The sequence below is a fragment of the Paraburkholderia phymatum genome (assembly GCF_038900715.1).
Classification (GTDB): Bacteria; Pseudomonadota; Gammaproteobacteria; order Burkholderiales; family Burkholderiaceae; genus Paraburkholderia; species Paraburkholderia phymatum_A.
In genome coordinates, this window is sequence record NZ_JAYMRZ010000002.1 from 1 (window position 1) to 17,900 (window position 17,900).

The following is a 17,900-nucleotide window of genomic DNA, read 5'->3' on the forward strand; positions in this document are numbered from 1 at the left end:
TCGATACCCGAGACGCGTCGCCTCTTCAGCACCGGAAAGCGTTGGCCCTTAAGCGGATGAAATGGATGACAGATCTCCGCCCAACCCAAATGCTCGTTGAGCGCTTGTGCAGTTCGCGCTGACCGTCTCGACCTTGCGTGATCGGGTGTGCATGACGGCAGCGATGCTGGTGCTCGAACCGATCTTCGAAGCGGACCTTCCGCCGGAGCAATACGCTTACCGTCCGGGCCGCAATGCCCAGCAGGCGGTGATCGAGGTGGAGGAACGGCTGCACCGAGGGCAAACGGACGTCGTTGACGCGGACTTGGCGGACTACTTCGGAAGTATTCCGCACGCCGAATTGATGTTGTCGCTCGCGCGACGCATCGTGGATCGGCGTGTGCTGCACCTGATCAAGATGTGGCTGGAATGCCCCGTTGAAGAAACCGATGATCGAGGACGGAGGAAACGGACGACGGAGGCCAGGGACAGCCGGCGAGGTATCCCACAGGGCTCCCCCATCTCACCGCTGCTGGCGAATGTGTACATGCGTCGGTTTGTGCTGGCGTGGAAGAAGCTCGGACTTCAGCGCAGTCTTGGCAGTCGCATTGTGACCTACGCGGACGATCTCGTAATCCTGTGCAAGCGAGGCAAGGCCGAAGAGGCGTTGCTGAAACTGCGCGAGATCATGGGCAAACTGAAGCTGACCGTCAATGAGGAGAAGACACGCATCTGCAAGGTGCCGGAAGGCACATTCGACTTCCTGGGTTACACGTTTGGGCGGCTGTACTCTGCGGTGACTGGGCAGGCCCGCATGGGCATGCGTCCGTCAAAGAAGAGTATCCGTCGCATGGTCGAAAAGATTCATGCGATGACCGCCCTCAAGACGGTATGGCAAGAGACCACGGAGCTGGTGGGCAAGTTGAACCGCACGTTGCGCGGCTGGGCGAACTACTTCAAGGTAGGAACGGACAGACCCGCGTATCGGGCGCTCGACAACTACACCGCTGCGCGGTTGCGTCGGTGGTTACGCAACAAGTACAAAGCCAGGCGAAGCAGGCGCGGGGGCTATCCACGCCCGCACCTCTATAAGCACTTCGGTCTTGTGCGCCTGACGGGGCCTTGGGTGTAACGTGCCGTGTACGAAGGCGTGATGTCTTGTCCGAGAGCCGGATGCGGGAGATCTGCATGTCCGGTTCGATGAGCGGGGTGTGGAAACGGGGCTACGGCGAGGTTACTTGGGCACCGCCAGACGAAAGGGGCGGCAACAGACAAACCGAACCTACCGCTACCGCGCCACATCTCGACTCTACCGGCTGCTGCCTGACGCGGTCGACGAGCGATGCAACAATCGCGACGGCACGATGTCAGGCAGGGATGGGCCATGTTCAGCCGTTCGCCCGCTCACTCGGCCGGACATTCAAACGTCGTTTTCATGCGGAAAGCTGCCGCTCGCTATGCTCTGTTTCCGGAAGCGGCTTGCCGTTGAAGCGCCGACTATGGGTTATTGCGCGCTTCCATCCACAACGGTTTAGCCGCCTGAAGGTTGTGACTGCCCGGCTACCACCTCGCGAGTGAGGTGGTAGCGCACCGGCGTCACTGCGCCAGGTGGCGACTCTCCGGCTGCAGCAATATCGCTTTGATCACGTAAAGGATCTGTGCGCCGCTCGGTGGTCGGCACACCACGGTCTGACCACATCGCGCACCCAAAAGTGAAATGCCGGCAGGCGACAGGACGGACAGACACCCCATCAGATAGTCCGCCTTATCGGGATAAACCAGCGTCCAATGATACGCGTTAGCGCTGTCGACAACTGTGCACTCAATGGTCGTGTTCATCGTGACGACGTCAGGGGGAATCTGCTCAGGGCTGACGAGTACAGCGGTGGTTTCGAGAGTTTCCACCATCGCTCGCTGCTGCGGCGTCACCGTCGGCAGATGTACACACGCCTTCAGTTGCACCAGGTCGCTTTCGGATACGATGCGCTCGGTTTCCCCAAGTGTGTTCGCATCCATGGAAAAATGAATTTGCGAGAGCAGCATGATTGCCTCCGGCAAGAAGACAGATTGCAGATGTCCGAGCAATGGCTGTCATCCCATATATTCAGCCAGGACTCATCGAAAAAGATTAGCCGCGTGACCGCGCCAGACTGATGCGCTTCGCGGACGGCATCCCGGTTGACGAATGCGCCGGGACGCTCCTCAGGAAAGACGACCTGCATGAGCGGGGCGAAGCGTTGGGTAACTTCAGCAAAGCTCGCGTCCGTTGAAGGTCTCGCAGCGCCAAGCCAGTAAAGCAGTGCTGCGGTCGGGTTGGCCGTATCCCGCAGGATAAAGCGCAGAGCCCGCGCGTCAGGCAGTGTGGTAAGGATGTGCATGACTGAGTACTCCCGAGTTGCGCGAACAGCATCAAGTCTGCCGTTCCACCGTGTCCATACGTATGGCTCTTTCTGCGATTTTTCGCAGTCGGTAATTGACCCATATCCTGCCCCATCGTGTCGCATAACCTAAGGCCTCTGCCGCGGTGTAGAAATAGTCTAGGGCGCGGAAGTGACATGTTGAGCACCCCGGGCGTTCAATCACAACATCAGCCGCATACAGATCGGTATTCGTTGGCTGCGCATGGGCTGTCAGACCGTAACCTTTATATATCGAGTAGTAACTCAATGAGCCGGCGTTTGGCGCCTGCGGAACAGGCATCTGCAAAACTGCGGGCCGATTCGTGCCCTCAATGGCGCGTGCCCGCCTGACTTGAACGACGTCGAAGGGATGTTTCGTTTGCTTTGTCATGGCTTTCCCGTTTCCCTAACACGCAGTGAGCCCCGCCGCTTTTCAAGCGCGGCACGTGCCGCGCTTTTAGCAACGCAACGGGGATCCCATGGACGCGGCACACGAGCGCGCTTCCCCGCGCGATGCTTACCTCGCCCGTTATCAGGTGAGGCGCGAGAGCAGGTAGTCGTGGGCCGTCAGGTCTGGTAGGGGGCCCGGTTCGTCGCTGTTATGCGAAGAACCGGGCAAAGGGAAGTGCTGACTTGTCCGCGGGAATAACGCGGCTCCGTGTGCGTTTCGCAGTCCCCGGGTTTTGAAGCCCACACGTGTGCTTTTCGGGCAGGCTCCGAAAATCGAAACACGCAAGGACAGGAGGATTCGAGACGAAATGCACGGCTATGGCCTCAAACAGGGCCGCTCGATGAGCGACTCGGGATGCAGACAGCCTCATTAAAGCTTGATTGTTAGAAATTTGCAAGCTTTGATGTGACTGTCCCCGTCACTCGCCGGCGTGCCCGTGGCGATTCGTGACTGCTGCTTACCGCAAGACGGAGCGAGTAGCGCGTCTGTGCCAGACTCGCTTGCGCTTAAATTCAGCTTCGAGCGACAGTTACTGCCACGAAGTTGCAGAAGAAGAGCTTCCATCAACAATTGACCGTTTGGAACCTGTCATTGCGGCTATGACTGGCTGAAGGGCTGTTCAGGGTGTGCGCCGTTCGACTTGGGCCCCAGGCGAGTTCACCAGGGTGTTGAGAGGAATGCCGCGCAGGCGTGTGGTGCTGGAACTCACGGAACATAGCCATGTGGCGGACTATGGAGCGCTTATCGAAGCCCTTGCGCCGCTCAGGGCGGCGTCAGTACGCGTCGCGGTTGATGACGCCGGTGCCGGTTTCGCCAGCATGCGTCACGTCCTGCGCCTGCATCCCGATCTCATCAAGCTCGACGCAAGCCTGATTCGTGGCATCGAAGACGATTCGAGCAAGCGTGCCCTGACATCGGCAATGGTGGTCTTTGCCAGGGAGACGCATTGCCTCCTCATCGTTGAGGGCGTCGAAACTGCCGCCGAACTGGCCATGCTACAGTCGTTGGATATCAAAATGGTGCAAGGCGATTTGCTTGCCCGCCCTATGTTGTTGGAAAGGGCCGCGGCATTGATCGATACCCAGTCGGGCTAACATTTGTGGCTGTGGACCTGGCAGGCGGTCTGGTGGAGAACGCTTCCATACAATAATGCGTCAACTTATGAGATAGAAGTCGACAATCAGCTACGTCGCCTTGTAATTCATCGAAGAAGGCTTGTTCGCCGCTTCGCCCGATGCGGTCACAAGCACTTCATCGTTGAAAACGATATCTTTCATTTCCCGGTATTTTCCTTGGTCCCCGCGCAATCCACAGCTTGAGCTGCCTTGAGCACAAGTGGGTGAGAGGCTTTACTTTCAACGATTACAGTTGGACTCTACCTGCACGCCCCGCCTGGCCAACCTTCGATCCTCGCGTTGTCGCAACCCCGGGCGTTCGCCGGTGGCTTGTGGGACTTATCCTTAAGCGACGGAGTAGTTGGCGTTTTTCAGGATACTTCCCCACTCATAATCGCAATGATCGGGGGTATAGGGCATCGTCCCGCCGCCGGGCGTAAACGTTAGCTCACCGAAAAATATCTGCTCGTCATGCGCGTAGAGATCAACGCGCACGTAGCCGAGCCCATCAGCCAGCAGCATGGCAACACTGCTCAGTTCTTCCCAATTCGACGGTCGCGCCACGGCGCGTTCGCTGCGCGCGTAGTCGCCCCACGCCAGGTCAAGCCTGTTCCACCGGGGGTCGTAGACATCGGCGCGAGGCTTGCCAAAACGATCGGAAATGATACCCGTATAAATCATCGGACCGTCTGGACCGTGGCCGAACATGTGCATTTTGTAATCGGCCGGAACGGTGCCGGATCGGTCGAGAAGCAGGGTCTCAAAGAAGATCCGGGGCTGAATGCCCTTGTAGTGCTGTTCACGCGCGACCCGGTAATAGTCAATGCTCAACCATCTGTCGGCGAGGCGACGCAGTTCTTCGAACGATCTCTTCGACTTGTCCCAGACGACTTCGACGAAGTTGGAACCGTGATTCGCTTTCATGACGAACGATGAGGGAAGTGAGTCGAAGACCTCTTTCGTAAAAACGTCGGGCGCCGCAAGCAACGGAATAAGGTGCTTTTCCCCGATGCGTTCCCTCACGTATTCGCGAACCCTCAGCTTGTCGGTCAGACCGCTCCAGCGCGGATCCGGGTGCAGGCATCGCATCAGAATCATTTCGTTGAAAGCCGTCGGATCCTTCATGTTCGGGAACCGCCCGATTCTTCGACGATGGGAAAGAGCCAAATACAAATCGTCGGGCATAAGCGACGCTGCACCTTTGATCACGCGACGCGTGCTCCTGAAGAAGAGATTCTTCATGGTTTTTTGTCCTCCCATGCGCTTACTACCTGCTCGTGCCCAACCAGCACTTCGCCTTCTCGCGCGTCGGCGCAGCAACTGACGCATAAATCACGCCAGCGGCCATTTGCAGCTCACCGCGCTTGGTGGGAAGCACTCCACTGGCATGAAATTGGTTGTTGACCCAATGTTCGTGCGCGTTGCCGATGGCGCAAACGAGCCAGATTCTGGCGTAAAGACGCACTAGTCAAAATGTAAAAAAGGGAGTCGGGCTGACGAGGCCAGTCCAATGATTGCAGTTCGGAGACGGCTTTTTTTCTCTGTGCGCCAGGCCGTTCGCATTGAGGCCAACTCGTTCGTGCGGACGGACGTCCCGCGCCTTCACGCAGCAGCAGCGAAATGCGATGTATCGCACCTGGTGAGACCGCTTCTATGCGCATTCAATTCGTTATCGGCAACCTCAGCGACTATCACATACCACGCTATCGCGCGCTCGTGCAGCTCGCGTTGAGACACGGATGTCAGGTATCCCTCGTAGAGCTGTTCGAATACACCAGCTTCTATGACTATCCGCAAAGCGATCGTAGGGCGTTCCTGCAAGATGTGCCGTCCGAGATGATTACAGTCTTCAAGGGTACCGTTGCAGGCCGCAAGCATTGGCTGACGATGGCGGCCCGGCTCGGCGTGATCGTCCGTGCCACGCGCCCCGACGTTGTCATCACGCTCGGCTACAACACCAGCTATTCGATTTACTTGTGTCTGCTGAGGACGCTGACGCGTCGATTCAAGCTGGTCTATATGTCGGACTCGAAGGCTGACGACGGCAAACGGCACCGACTCAAGGAAGCCTTAAAAAGAATCCTCGTCTCACGCTTCGATGGTGCACTTGTGGCCGGTGAGAAACATCGCCGATACGCCGAGTCACTTGGCATTCCCTTGCACCGATCACGTGTCGGCTTCGATGTCATCGACGTTGCGTACTTCCGCGACGGCGCAAGGCACGCGCGCGCGCACGCCGACAGCGAGCGATGCCGCTTCGCCTTGCCGACGCGATACGTGTTGTGCGTGAGCCGCTTTGTGGAGCGCAAGAATGTACCGCTCGTTTTGGAGGCATTCGCCTGCTCAGGAATTGCGCAAAGAGGGTTATCCCTCGTCCTGGTCGGGCAGGGTCCGCTCGAGCAGAGGATACGCGAAAAGGTCGCCGCGCTCGGGCTAAGCGAGCGAGTCCTGATTTTCAGGGCGGTGCTGAACAGCGACATGCCGGCCTTTTATGCCCTTGCCGACTTCATTGTGCTCGCCAGCGCATTCGACCAGTGGGGGCTGTGCGTCAACGAGGCGATGGCTGCGGGGCGGCCAGCGATCGTGTCGCAGACTTGCGGATGCGCGAACGAAGTCGTGTACGACGGAATCAACGGCTTCATCGTTCGACCCGGCGACGTCGAGCAACTCGCGAAGAAAATGCGGCAGCTCGCCGAAGACCATGCGCTTCGCGAAAAGCTCGCCCGCGACGCGGAAACAACAATCCATGACTGGACACCCGAGCTCTTCGCCAAAAACGTGTTTGCTCTCGCAAACGTATGCCTGAAGCGCAATGACGTCCACGAAAGCTAACAGGGTCGAAAGGGAATGGGAATTGCTGAAGAGGAATTGCTCCATCCCCGCAATGCTGTTAGAAGACGCATTGGCAGGGCCGATCGCGATTTAAAGGGCTCACTTTCATGGGTTTGCGAATTCTTCACGCCATCATCACGGTCGATCCTGCATATGGCGGGCCGATTGAAGGAATCATTCAGGCGGCCCGCGAGCATCGGCGCAGAGGAAATTCGATCGAGATCCTCACGCTCGACGGACCCGACGAGCGCTCACTCTATCAGTGCGAGATCATCTGCCACCCCGTCGGCCCGGGGTTCGGCAAGTACAGATATTCACCGAGCCTGGTCCCATGGCTGCAGGCCAACGCGCCGAAATACGACCTTGTCATTGTCAACGGCATCTGGAATTACACATCGTTTGGCGTTTGGCGTGCGCTACGCGGTTCGGCGATACCTTATTACGTATTCACGCACGGGATGCTGGATCCGTACTTCAAGCAACGCTACCCGTTAAAGCACTTCAAAAAGATGCTCTATTGGCCATGGGCGGACTACCGGGTGCTTCGTGATGCAAATGCCGTGTTCTTTACGTGCGAGGAAGAACGTCGACTGGCGCGCCAATCGTTCCGTCCATACCGCTGCAACGAACACGTCGTCAGTTACGGCACAGCGGGTGCCGTTGGCAATCCGGACATGCAGCGCGAACTTTTTCTGTCGAGGTTTCCGCATCTGCGCGGTAAAAAGAATCTGCTCTTTCTTGGGCGGATCCACGAAAAGAAGGGAATCGACCTTACCCTGAGAGCGCTGGCTCAATGTGTACGCGACACTCCACAGAACAGGATTAACGATGTGAAACTGATCATCGTCGGCCCCGATGACGGCGAGTACGCGAGAGTGGCGAAGACCCTGTGCTACGAATTGAAGTTGACAGACAGGGTGACGTGGACGGGAATGCTTGACAACGACCTCAAGTGGGGCGCATTCCTTGTATCCGACGCCTTTGTGCTTAACTCGCATCAGGAGAACTTTGGGGTTTCCGTGGCGGAAGCGTTATCTGCGGGTTTGCCGACGCTGATTACAGACAAGGTCAACATCTGGCGTGAGATCGAGCAGGCTGGCGCGGGTTTCGTGGACAAGGACGACCTCGCAGGGGCAGTGCGCTTGTTGAACCACTGGCTGGGCGCTTCGCGACGCGAGTGGGCCGACATGCACACGCGTGCCAGACAGTGCTTCACTTCCCGATTTCATATCGCTCAGTCCACGCAATCGTTGCTCGACGCGCTTGCCGTGTACAAGGTGCAACAAGGCTCAACCACGAGCGGTTGCGATGGAGCCGCCTCGACTGGGTGAAAATTTCAGAAAGGGCGGTGAAAAGTGAACAACACCGCCCTGAGCACAACATCGCTATATTGATTTTGCCGGCCTCGTTGAGAGAACGGCCGGTGAACGATTTCCCATGCGTTGCGCAATTGAGCCAAACGTTGCCGTTCTAAGTCGACCTTTCCACATGTCGACCTAGCAATGGAAATGGCCATTGCCATGCTGGATGGCGGTTGGCGCCAATGCGATCCAGTAGATCACTGATCGAGTCCGTCGTCTGTGGCGCACGGTCTTATACGACAGGAAAACTAAATATTTCTGCGAGGAATCCGGGTCGAAAATATTATGTGCCCAGACTCACTGCGGGTACGCATGACCGCTGCGAACGCCGTTATCCTTTGGAACACAGAAGGACAGGGTTCATTTCTTCCCATCCCTGCCGTTATACAGATATGGAAAAGAAAACGTCCCTACAGATCCTCCAGTCAGCTCATAGGGCTGCGCTGGCCATAGCTTCCGCACGCATCGATCTATCGGTGTGCGACCAGGAGACCCTGTACGACAAGGCCTTTTTGGGTTTGCTCGAAGACAGTATCCGCGTCATGAGCATTGAGCAGTTGCTGGACGTTCTGGCAGCGTGACTGTATCGCTGTCCTCGAATCCGCCGGCCCACGCCATCTGTAAAATTCTATATCACGGTGCGCCGTCCTCGCGCACCCTCCATCACGCAAATGCACCTGTCGACTATTGTCCGCGCCGCGGCAACAGTCGAGGTCGCGCAAACGATTGCGCCAGGACATTCTTTCGGCGACGCTTGGTAACGCCTGCACACGTTCAAAATCGTCGCTCGTGACGCTAAAGATGGGACCGGGCCTGTCGATAACTAGTCACAATTCGGCGCCGTCGAAAACCCCGCACAGGCGGCGTCGGCATGCGCATCGGCAAACGTTAACGGGGTATGAAATTGCAACAGCAGAAATCAACCTGGTCGCGAACGGCGGCACCGGGCGAGCTGATCTATTCCGAAGGATTCGGCGGGGAATCCGTCATGTACGTCATTGCGGACGGAAAGGTGGAGATTTCGACGCAGTGCGAGGACAAGAAAGTTGTCGTCGCCACGCTCGGCAAAGGCGAGTTCTTCGGGGAGACGGCGCTGCTTCCGGCCGAGCCACGAGGGAACACGGCAAAAGCGTTGACGTTCTGTCAACTGACAGTGGTCAATGCCCGTGTGGTTGAAGAGGAACTCGAACGTGTCTCGCCACTGCTCAGGCACATTGTGCGCACCATGATTCGCCGCGTGAAAAGGAAGGACGATCTGCTCGCGACCTATACCCATGCGGACTTCATGCCGGGCGTGATCTCCTACGCCCATGTCCTTTCGCTGATGGCGGGCGCCGAAGCGCCCGCCGAGCGCGGCTGGCGAAGCCAGACGGAAGAAGTCTCGGTGCCCTTGCGTGAGGTGATCAAGAAGTGCCGCGCCATCGCGGGGCACTCGCGTCTTCACGTGATGGTGATGCTCAGGCGCATGGAAAAACTCAACCTGATCTCGATGGAAGCCGGCCGCCCGGAATTCACGGGTTCAGCGGCCACCAGGCATAACGCGTCCGAAGGTGCATCGGACCGTCAACTCGTCACGTTCGATCCGAAGCGGATCACCGAACGTGCGCACAACGTCGCGGACCAGGATCTTGAAGTGTCGGTGGCGAGCGAGCTCGAGTTGATCGAACTGAACGACCTTGAGGCACTGATCGGCGTCGAGAGGAAAATGATCCTCAACAAGCTTTCCCGGGCCGAAATTGCCGAAGACGTCTTTGCCTTCCGCAAGACAAAGGTGTTGAACTACGTGGAAGAAAAAGGGATCACGTATTTTTCCCGGCCCGCGCGCCGCGCGCCGGGAGAGGTCGCCGCTTTCGAAGATCTCGAATTCGTCGACCAGCGCTCGCTCTTCGACGCGGTGAGCGCCTTTGACACCTACGATCTGGCCAAGATGCTCGTCGCGATGCCGGATCAGTCCATTGCAGACCGCCTGCTGGGCGTGATGACTGAGGCGCGAAAGAAAGAAGTGTCCTGGGTCATGCGGCGCGACATCAAGATCGATCCGGTGGAAGTCGGCGATATCGAACAGCGGTTCCTGGAGACCGTCCGGATGATCCGATCGTCTGCTTCGGCCGCGGGGCCGGCTCCGGCTCTGGGCGTCTGAGCGTACTGGCGGACAGGAAGCCACGACCGCACCCTTCCTGGATGCGGGCACGGCTTCGCAATTCATCGAGGATCTCATGGACCTTCTCACACTATTCGGCGCCCTGCTGGGGCTCGCGGCGATCGTGGTCGGCTTTTCGCTCGAAGGCGGGCACTTCGCTGCGCTGCTGCAGCCGCAGGCACTCGTCATCGTTCTGGGCGGCACGCTGGCCGCAGTGATGATCCAGAACACGTGGGCTCGATTCTTCGACGGCGTGGGCCAGATTCGCCTTGCGTTCCTCAAGGCACGCCAGGTTGACCGGGAAAACCTGGCGCTGTTGCTCGAGTGGGGCGATCAGGCCAAACTCAACGGCATGCTTGCGCTCGAGTCGATCGATACGGGGGGACTCAACCCATTCGCGCAGAAAGGCCTGGAGCTTCTTGCCAGTGGCGTCCCTACGGCGGTGCTTGAGGATGCCTTGCAGCGCGAACTGGATGCATACGAGCGCAACCACATGGCCGCGGCGCGCATCTGGCAACAGGCGGGGGGCTACGCACCGACGTTCGGCATTCTGGGCGCGGTGCTGGGTCTCATCCAGGTGACGGGACACATACTCGAACCGGCCGAACTCGGGCAGGGCATTGCGGTCGCCTTCGTGGCGACGCTATACGGGCTGGCCACCGCAAATCTCGTCTTTCTGCCGCTGCACGGCAAGATCAGGGCGCAGATCGATAGCGAGCTGCGCTTCCGCCGCCTGTACCTCGATGGCCTGCTGGCGATCTCGCGCAAGGAATCGCCGCACATGATCGAGACGCGGCTGGCAGGGGATGTCCGCAGGCGGGCTGCGGAGCTGCTCGCCTGACAGGACGGACGACGCGACTATCGCATTCGGGCGTAACTCGAAGAAAGGTATTCAGTCAATGGACACCCAATACGGCTACCGGCGTCAAGCCGCCACGACATCCGGCTCGCACGAGGAAGCCGACTCCGACGCAGGTTCGGATCGTTGGCTGCTCTCATATGCTGATCTGATCACTACGCTGATGGTGTTCTTCCTTGCGCTTTACGTGCTGCAGCTTGCCAAAACCAGGGAAGTCGAAATCAAGTCTCTGGAGGCGCACGCCAGTCACGACAGGGCCGCAGTGGCAAAGGGCGGCGTCGACGCAGTCGCTGCCGAGCGGGAGGCTGCCAGGAAGGATCTGCTGTTGCAGCTCGAGACGATCAAGGACAAGAGGCAGATCACGGTCAAGAACGATGTGCAGGGAGTCGAGATCGGCATCGATGCACGTGTTCTCTTCAATTCCGGCGACGCGCGCCTGCTACCCCAGTCATCCGATGTACTCGATGAGATCGCGACGGTCCTGCGCAAACAGACGGAGAACAACGTACTCGTCGAAGGGCACACGGATAGCGTGCCCATTTCGAATGTGCGATACGCATCGAACTGGGAGTTGTCGTCGGCGAGGGCGGGAGCCGTCGTGCGTTTTCTCGTCGACAGGGGTGTTGAACCACGGCGCCTTGCCGCTGTCGGCCGGGCTGACAACTTTCCGCTGATCGTAGGTGATGATCCCGTTGCACGCTTAATGAATCGTCGCGTGACCATTCTCGTCCAGTACTAGAGGCGAAGCATTTCCCTGCTGTTCCCAGCGATTGCGTGTTCGCGGCATCCACGTTCAGCGCTTCGTCAAGAATGATGTGCCAGCGTCGCCAGTTCAGGGAAACGGTTCTCGTGGAAATATGCCGTGACGCCTCCGATCACAGCGTGCATCGGACCTGGGGCACCTCTCGCGGTAAGTGTCAGGGGCGACGTCGGCATCCGCATCATCAGTATGCCTATCGACGCCAGTGACGGATTTCCCGATCGGCGTACACAGCGAGGAACAAACCGATCACGATTGCCGCCACGGCCAGCGATTCGTCCCCCCGGGTGGCGCGATGCTTCATTGCCAGCGTGTTGCGAACCGTGCGATGTTATCTCCACCGCAGCGTATCCCGGCATCCAGACGCTGCAAGACGACAAAACCACTACCTCGAAGCGTCGAAGCACTCGGGGACGCAGTTGGACGCATGACCATACGGGACGTGCACGATGCTGGCAGCCCCCCAACCGGAATCCACAATTCCTGTGTGGAACGGCCAGATAAGGGAATCGGCAACGCCCAACGTCGGGGCGTTGGAGTGTATGACGACGAAAATGTCACACAGGTCGCCGTCGCATACATTGAGACCGGTTTTGGGACTGCTGTCTGGACTGTTCATGACGATCATCGGGAGTTGTTTGTGATATTACGCGCGGGTTCGATGACCGTGCCCGTCGACCCCGGGAAGTACATCTTGACCGCGGTACCGTGATTTAACTCGCTATACAGACGGATGTGCCCGCTGCTCTGCTTGACGTACCCGTACGCCATGCGCTCAGGCCAAGGCCGCTACCTTCACCCTCCCGCTTGGTCGTGAAAAACGGATCAAACGCCTTCTGCATCACCGCCGGCGCCATGCCGGTGCCGGTGTCGGTCACGGCCAACGTTCATGCAGCAGAAGACGCAACGGCATGTGCAGTTCGCGATCACGGAGCAGACTTGGCAGAGTGTCGCGGCATGGATTACGGCGCAAGAACTGAAACCTGCCGACTATCTCTTTCCGAGTCGGCTACATACTTCGCCCCATGTGTCGACACGCCAGTATGCCCGCATTGTCCACCGCTGGGTCGCATCGATCGGGCTCGACGATGCGGCGTACGGTACGCACACGATGCGCCGTACCAAGGCTTCGTTGATCTATCGGCGCACAAAGAACCTGCACGCCGTTCAGCTGTTGCTGGGTCATACCAAGCTGGAAAGTACGGTGCGATACCTCGGAATCGAGGTGGATGACGCGCTCGAAATGGCCGAGCAAACTGAAGTCTGATTGAGCAAAGGTCGGCGAGCGGACGCTTGCCGGCGATGAAGAGACAGTTGCGTCCCTAACGCGAATGACGGCTGACTCTATAAAACCGGCCCGTCGCGCCTCACGTCCGTGGCACCTATCAAGGGCTGCGCAGACGGGCGTAGTCCCGATGGGCGCTCCCGGCTGAATCATGCAAAATACCCGGCATCCAAGATGCAGAGGCTGGCCCGTGGGCGTTAACTTCGACCTGAATGACTTGCAAGCTTTTCGCGCGGTGGTTGAACTGGGAAGCTTCCGAAAGGCCGCCGAGGCGGTCAGCATCTCCCAGCCTGCCTTGAGTCGTCGGATCGACAAGCTCGAGGAAGCGCTCGGCGTGCGTCTCTTCGAGCGCACCACACGCAGCGTCACGCTCACCACCGTCGGCCGCGTGTTCGCCCCGAGCGCGGAGCAACTTCTCGATGATCTCGACGTCGCGCTGCTCGGCATCCGCGACGTTTCGTCGAGCCGCCTGGGTCATGTGACCATCGCGTGCGTCCCTTCGGTGGCGTATTACTTTCTGCCGAACGTCATCGCGAGCTATCATCGCCGCTTTCCGCGCATCAGGGTCAAGCTGCTGGATTCGAGCGCGAACGAGGTGCTTGGCGCCGTCATCAGCGGCGAGGCTGATTTCGGCGTGAGCTTTATGGGCAGTCAGGAGTCCGAGGTCGAGTTCAAAGTGCTGCTTCAGGAGCGGTTTGTTGCTGCCTGCCGCCGCGACCATCCTCTCGCACGCAAGAAGCGCGTGACCTGGAACGAGCTGTACGAACACGAGTACGTATCGGTGGACAAGACTTCCGGTAACCGCCTGTTGCTCGACCAGGCGCTCTCGGCCGTGGCGCCGCGTGCGCCGAGCGTCTGCGAGACGCGGCACGTCACGACCATGCTCGGGTTGATTGAAGCGGGGCTTGGCGTCGCCGCGGTGCCGTCGATGGCCATGCCCGGACGTGACCACCCGATCCTCACGAGCGTGCCGCTCGTCGAACCGGTGGTGAAACGACGCGTGGGAATCGTAAGACGGCGCGGACGGCCGCTCACACCGGCCGCACAGGAGTTTCACCGGACGATCATCGAAACGAAGCGCGGCGGCGTCGCAGGCAGCGATGCCGTGGCCAATAATGTGACGACGACAGCGAAGACAAGAAGGAAGACCGCATCGTGAGGTTGGCAAGACCGCTTCGTTTGCTCTATGTGCAGGTCCTGCTGGCCATGGTGCTCGGCATGACCGTCGGCCACTTCTGGCCGCCAGCGGGCACGCTGCTCAAGCCCCTCAGCGACGCGTTCATTGGCCTTGTACGGATGATGATCGCGCCGATCGTCTTTTGCACGATCGTCTCGGGCATCACGTCGCTTGCGAGCGGGAAGGCCATCGGGCGCACGATCATCCAGGCGCTGGCGCTTTTCTATCTCCTGACAGCCGTCGCGCTCGCGCTCGGACTCGCCACTGCGTTCGTGCTGCGACCTGGCGCCGGCATGCACATCGACGCCCATTATCTGGACTCGAGCATCCTCGCGCAATATGCGAAGCACGCGCAGGAGCGCGGCCTTGTGGAGTTCGGGCTGAGCGTGATCCCGGAGACGATGCTCGGCGCGTTCGAGAAGGGCGAGGTGCTGCCGGTGCTGCTGCTCTCGCTGCTCTTCGGCTTCTCGCTAAATGCGTATCCGCGGGCTGGCCGGCCAGTGCTGGCGCTCATCGACGGCGTCGCCCAGATGCTCTTTCGCATCCTCGCGATGATCATGCGACTCGCTCCGCTCGGGGCATTCGGTGCGATGGCTTTCACGGTCGGCCGCTTCGGCATCCGCTCGGTCGGCTCGCTCGGCATGCTGATGGTGTCCTTCTACGTGGCATGCCTGTTGTTCGTTGCGCTGGTGCTCGCGCCCCTCGCGCGGCTGCACGGCTTCGCGCTTTGGCGGCTCTTGCGCTACATGCGCGAGGAATTGCTCATCGTCCTCGCGACATCGTCGACGGAGCCGGTACTGCCGCGCCTGATCGCGAAGCTGGAGGCACTAGGTTGTGACAAGGGAGTCGTGGGGCTTGTGCTGCCCGCGGGCTATTCGTTCAATCTGGACGGCACCGCGATCTATCTGACGCTCGCCTCGCTGTTCATCGCGCAGGCGTGCGATGTGCCGCTTTCCGCGCAGCAAATCGCGACGATGCTCGCCGTCATGTTGCTCACTTCCAAGGGCGCGGCCGGCGTGTCCGGCAGCGGGCTGGTCGCGCTCGTCGCTACGCTCACCGCGATTCCCGATCTACCCGTTGCCGGGGTGGCGCTTCTGGTGGGCATCGACCGCTTCATGTCCGAGGCGCGCACCCTGACGAGCGTGATCAGCAATGCCTGCGCAGTGATCTTCGTTTCGCTGTGGGAAGGCGCGTGCGATCGTGCGCGTCTCGCGCAGATGCTCAGGGTCGCCGAGCCAGGCTGCCCGGACGGTGCCAATGATGCCGCGACAGACACCCCGGTGTGACGGGAAGGCTGTCTGGGGCAAGCCTTCCCATGGTGCTGCCTTAATGTGCGGAAACGGAATCGAGCCCGGTCGATTTCACTTCTGCTTGTACATCGGGTGATGCGAGGTAGTCGAGGAGCGCCTTCGCTTCCTTCGGATGCTGCGCGCCGACGGGGATGCCGGCGGCGAAACGCGTGACGGACTGCAGAGACTCGGGAATCTTTCCGACGAAGGTCGCGCCCTGGACGGGCAGCAGCTCGCTCACCTGCTGGAAGCCAATTTCGTAGTCACCGTTCGCCACCACCGACGCCACTGGAATCCTCGGAATCATCTTCGCTTTCGACCTGACCTGATCCTCGATGCCGAGCTTCTTGAACAACTCTCGCTCGATATAGACGCCGCTCGCGCTGTCCGAGTAGGCGATCGACTTCGCATGCAGCAGGGTCTGCCTGAGGCCTTCGGCCGAGCCTATGTCGGGCTGCGCCGCACCTTCGCGCACGACCATGCCGATGCGCGAATCGGCCAGCTCGACCCGTGATCCGGGGATAACCTTGCCTTGCTCGATCAGTTCGTCAAGTGCGTAGCCGACCATGATGACGGCGTCCGCAGGCTCGCCACGCGCGAGCCTGTTGGGGATCGCTTCGGGCGATTTGCCCATCGAGGGCCCGAGCGCGGTGTCGAGCGTGTTGCCCGTCTGAGACGCGAACCTGGGACCGAGCGCCTTGTACGCGGCGGTGAAGCCGCCCGAGCTCATGACGTGCAGGTCGGCGGCCTGTACGTTCGCCGCAGCGGCCGAGGTTGCGACGAGCGCTGCCGCGCAAAGTTTCAGAAGCAGGTTTCTCATGATCGGAGTCGTGTCAGATTGCGTTGATAGGCGCTCGCGCAACGAGATGTGTATCAGTGCGCCGGCGTCAGCGTCACTGCGCGGCGGCGATAGAGCGCGAAAGTCGCCAAAAGGGCGCACGCTGCGGCGAAGCTCATCCAGTAGCCGGGTGCGGCCTTGTCGCCCGTCGTGTGAATAAGAGCCGTCGAGATCGCGGGCGTGAAGCCTCCGAACACGGCCGTAGCGAGGCTGTAGGCGAGCGAGAAGCCAGCGACGCGTACCTGCACCGGCATCACCTCCGTGAGCGCGACGACCATCGCGCCGTTATAGATGCCGTACATGAACGAGAGCCAGAGGAGGACGAGCAGCATGTTGACGAAGCTCGGCGCGTGAGCGAGCAGCGACAGCGCCGGGTATGCGGTCGCGATGGCGAGCACCGTCATGCCGACAAGGAGCGGCCGGCGGCCGATCTTGTCGGAGAGTGCCCCGCCAACAGGCAGCCACACGAAGTTCGACACGCCGACGCACAGCGTCACGAGCAGACTATCGGCGGTGCTCAGGTGCAGAACCGACTTGCCGAAGGTCGGCGCGTAGACCGTGATGAGGTAGAAGCTCGCGGTGGTCATCGCCACCAGCATCATGCCGGCGACAACGACGGCCCAGTTCTGGAGCAACGTGCCGAACACTTCCTTCATGCCCGGACGATGCTGGCGTGCCTTGAACTCCTGTGTCTCCTCCAGATTACGGCGCAGCATGAAGATGAACGGCACGATCATGCAGCCGACGAAGAACGGTACGCGCCATCCCCACGCGGCGATGGCCGCTGCGCTCAGCGATTGATTGAGCGCGAAGCCGAGGCCCGCAGCCACGACAATCGCCACCTGCTGGCTCGCGGACTGCCAGCTCGTGAAGAAGCCCTTGCGGCCGGGTGTGGCCATCTCGGCGAGATACACCGACACGCCGCCCAGCTCGGCGCCCGCCGAGAAGCCCTGCAGCAGCCGCCCGAGCAGCACGAGCGCGGGCGCCAGAAGTCCGATCGTGGCGTAGCCCGGTACGAACGCGATCAGGATGGTGCCGCTTGCCATGATCGAGAGCGTCACAATGAGGCCCTTGCGGCGGCCGACGTCGTCGATGTACGCGCCAAGCACGATCGCGCCCAGCGGCCGCATCAGGAAGCCGGCGCCGAAGACCGCGAACGTCATCATCAATGAGGCGAACTCGCTCACGGCAGGAAAGAAGACGTTGGCGATCTGCGTGGCGTAGAAGCCGAACAGGAAGAAGTCGAACTGCTCGAGGAAGTTCCCGGCCGTTACGCGGAAAACCGCAGCGGCCTTCGAACGTCCGGTCGAAAGGCTAGACGATGGGTGCATCGAGATGTCTCCTGAGATCCAGAAAATACGCGGTGATCCGGTCGATTGTGGTTTTGGCAATGTTCGCCGGGCGCCGGCAAAACG

Annotated in this window: 15 protein-coding genes and 2 pseudogenes; 11 read left to right on the plus strand and 6 right to left on the minus strand. The window is 60.0% G+C overall.

All coding sequences use genetic code 11. The features are described from left to right. On the minus strand, window positions 1–89 hold an 89-nt coding region (locus VSR68_RS42730), incomplete at its 3' end, for a DUF5372 family protein (RefSeq protein ID WP_342944118.1). A 17-nt stretch (window positions 90–106) separates the two neighbouring features. On the opposite strand from VSR68_RS42730, the gene VSR68_RS03385 reads away from it, so the two are divergent. Next, window positions 107–1,111, plus strand: coding sequence for a reverse transcriptase domain-containing protein (locus VSR68_RS03385; protein WP_342938440.1), 1,005 nt, complete (start codon window positions 107–109; stop codon window positions 1,109–1,111). 464 nt (window positions 1,112–1,575) lie between these two features. On the opposite strand, the gene VSR68_RS03390 is transcribed toward VSR68_RS03385, so the two are convergent. After that, window positions 1,576–2,022, minus strand: a complete 447-nt coding sequence (locus VSR68_RS03390; protein ID WP_342938441.1) for a GreA/GreB family elongation factor — start codon at window positions 2,020–2,022, stop codon at window positions 1,576–1,578. Between the two features lie 1,484 nt (window positions 2,023–3,506). Between VSR68_RS03390 and VSR68_RS03395 the strand changes: the two genes are divergently transcribed. Then, window positions 3,507–3,923: an EAL domain-containing protein gene (locus VSR68_RS03395; protein ID WP_428983446.1), complete on the plus strand. Its 417-nt coding sequence runs from the start codon at window positions 3,507–3,509 to the stop codon at window positions 3,921–3,923. Window positions 3,924–4,289: 366 nt separating this feature from the next. Here the strand turns inward: VSR68_RS03395 and VSR68_RS03400 are convergent, their stop codons facing one another. Then, window positions 4,290–5,186 carry an ATP-grasp fold amidoligase family protein gene (locus VSR68_RS03400; protein ID WP_342938443.1) on the minus strand — a complete coding sequence of 299 codons (897 nt, stop codon included), beginning with the start codon at window positions 5,184–5,186 and terminating at the stop codon, window positions 4,290–4,292. A gap of 411 nt (window positions 5,187–5,597) precedes the next feature. Here VSR68_RS03400 and VSR68_RS03405 point away from each other — a divergent pair, with 411 nt between their 5' ends. From VSR68_RS03405 to VSR68_RS03430, 6 genes are all read left to right on the plus strand, one after another. Then, window positions 5,598–6,776, plus strand: a complete 1,179-nt coding sequence (locus VSR68_RS03405) for a glycosyltransferase family 4 protein (protein ID WP_342938444.1) — start codon at window positions 5,598–5,600, stop codon at window positions 6,774–6,776. A 107-nt stretch (window positions 6,777–6,883) separates the two neighbouring features. Beyond that, window positions 6,884–8,107: a glycosyltransferase gene (locus tag VSR68_RS03410; RefSeq protein ID WP_342938445.1), complete on the plus strand. Its 1,224-nt coding sequence runs from the start codon at window positions 6,884–6,886 to the stop codon at window positions 8,105–8,107. Window positions 8,108–8,529: 422 nt separating this feature from the next. Beyond that, a complete protein-coding gene (locus VSR68_RS03415; RefSeq protein WP_342938446.1) occupies window positions 8,530–8,718 on the plus strand; it encodes a hypothetical protein in 189 nt (62 codons plus the stop codon). Window positions 8,719–9,041: 323 nt separating this feature from the next. Next, complete coding sequence (locus VSR68_RS03420) at window positions 9,042–10,277, plus strand: Crp/Fnr family transcriptional regulator (RefSeq protein ID WP_342938963.1); 1,236 nt, start codon at window positions 9,042–9,044, stop codon at window positions 10,275–10,277. Between the two features lie 76 nt (window positions 10,278–10,353). After that, window positions 10,354–11,118 (plus strand): flagellar motor protein, encoded by a 765-nt coding sequence (locus VSR68_RS03425; RefSeq protein WP_342938447.1) that lies wholly within the window; start codon window positions 10,354–10,356, stop codon window positions 11,116–11,118. Between the two features lie 58 nt (window positions 11,119–11,176). Continuing rightward, entirely contained in the window at window positions 11,177–11,875 is a 699-nt protein-coding gene (locus tag VSR68_RS03430; RefSeq protein ID WP_342938448.1) for an OmpA/MotB family protein, read from the plus strand. Between the two features lie 675 nt (window positions 11,876–12,550). Here VSR68_RS03430 and VSR68_RS03435 read toward each other — a convergent pair. Then, window positions 12,551–12,780: pseudogene (locus VSR68_RS03435) on the minus strand (ATP-binding protein); the annotation flags it as partial. Here VSR68_RS03435 and VSR68_RS03440 point away from each other — a divergent pair. The 3 genes and pseudogenes from VSR68_RS03440 to dctA form a co-directional block, all read left to right on the plus strand. Then, window positions 12,771–13,163 (plus strand): annotated as a pseudogene (locus tag VSR68_RS03440) (tyrosine-type recombinase/integrase); the annotation flags it as partial. The pseudogenes VSR68_RS03435 and VSR68_RS03440 sit on opposite strands and share 10 nt — an antisense overlap. Before the next feature lie 208 nt (window positions 13,164–13,371). Continuing rightward, on the plus strand, window positions 13,372–14,340 hold the full coding sequence (locus VSR68_RS03445) for a LysR family transcriptional regulator (protein WP_342938449.1): 969 nt from the start codon (window positions 13,372–13,374) through the stop codon (window positions 14,338–14,340). Next, window positions 14,337–15,644, plus strand: a complete 1,308-nt coding sequence (gene dctA, locus VSR68_RS03450; RefSeq protein ID WP_342938450.1) for a C4-dicarboxylate transporter DctA — start codon at window positions 14,337–14,339, stop codon at window positions 15,642–15,644. Before VSR68_RS03445 ends, dctA begins: the two co-directional genes overlap by 4 nt. Window positions 15,645–15,684: 40 nt before the next feature. On the opposite strand, the gene VSR68_RS03455 is transcribed toward dctA, so the two are convergent. Together VSR68_RS03455 and VSR68_RS03460 are read right to left on the minus strand one after the other, a co-directional pair. Then, entirely contained in the window at window positions 15,685–16,467 is a 783-nt protein-coding gene (locus VSR68_RS03455) for a substrate-binding domain-containing protein (protein ID WP_342938451.1), read from the minus strand. A gap of 53 nt (window positions 16,468–16,520) precedes the next feature. Next, window positions 16,521–17,816, minus strand: a complete 1,296-nt coding sequence (locus VSR68_RS03460) for an MFS transporter (protein ID WP_342938452.1) — start codon at window positions 17,814–17,816, stop codon at window positions 16,521–16,523. Window positions 17,817–17,900: the final 84 nt, after the last annotated feature.

Coding starts and splice junctions, on each gene's coding strand:
- VSR68_RS03410 (WP_342938445.1), top strand. CDS start 6,884: ATGGGTTTGCGAATTCTTCACGCCATCATCACGGTCGATCCTGCATAT.
- VSR68_RS03460 (WP_342938452.1), bottom strand. CDS start 17,816: ATGCACCCATCGTCTAGCCTTTCGACCGGACGTTCGAAGGCCGCTGCG.
- VSR68_RS03395 (WP_428983446.1), top strand. CDS start 3,507: ATGCCGCGCAGGCGTGTGGTGCTGGAACTCACGGAACATAGCCATGTG.
- VSR68_RS03405 (WP_342938444.1), top strand. CDS start 5,598: ATGCGCATTCAATTCGTTATCGGCAACCTCAGCGACTATCACATACCA.
- VSR68_RS03400 (WP_342938443.1), bottom strand. CDS start 5,186: ATGAAGAATCTCTTCTTCAGGAGCACGCGTCGCGTGATCAAAGGTGCA.
- VSR68_RS03415 (WP_342938446.1), top strand. CDS start 8,530: ATGGAAAAGAAAACGTCCCTACAGATCCTCCAGTCAGCTCATAGGGCT.
- VSR68_RS03390 (WP_342938441.1), bottom strand. CDS start 2,022: ATGCTGCTCTCGCAAATTCATTTTTCCATGGATGCGAACACACTTGGG.
- VSR68_RS03455 (WP_342938451.1), bottom strand. CDS start 16,467: ATGAGAAACCTGCTTCTGAAACTTTGCGCGGCAGCGCTCGTCGCAACC.
- VSR68_RS03430 (WP_342938448.1), top strand. CDS start 11,177: ATGGACACCCAATACGGCTACCGGCGTCAAGCCGCCACGACATCCGGC.
- VSR68_RS03425 (WP_342938447.1), top strand. CDS start 10,354: ATGGACCTTCTCACACTATTCGGCGCCCTGCTGGGGCTCGCGGCGATC.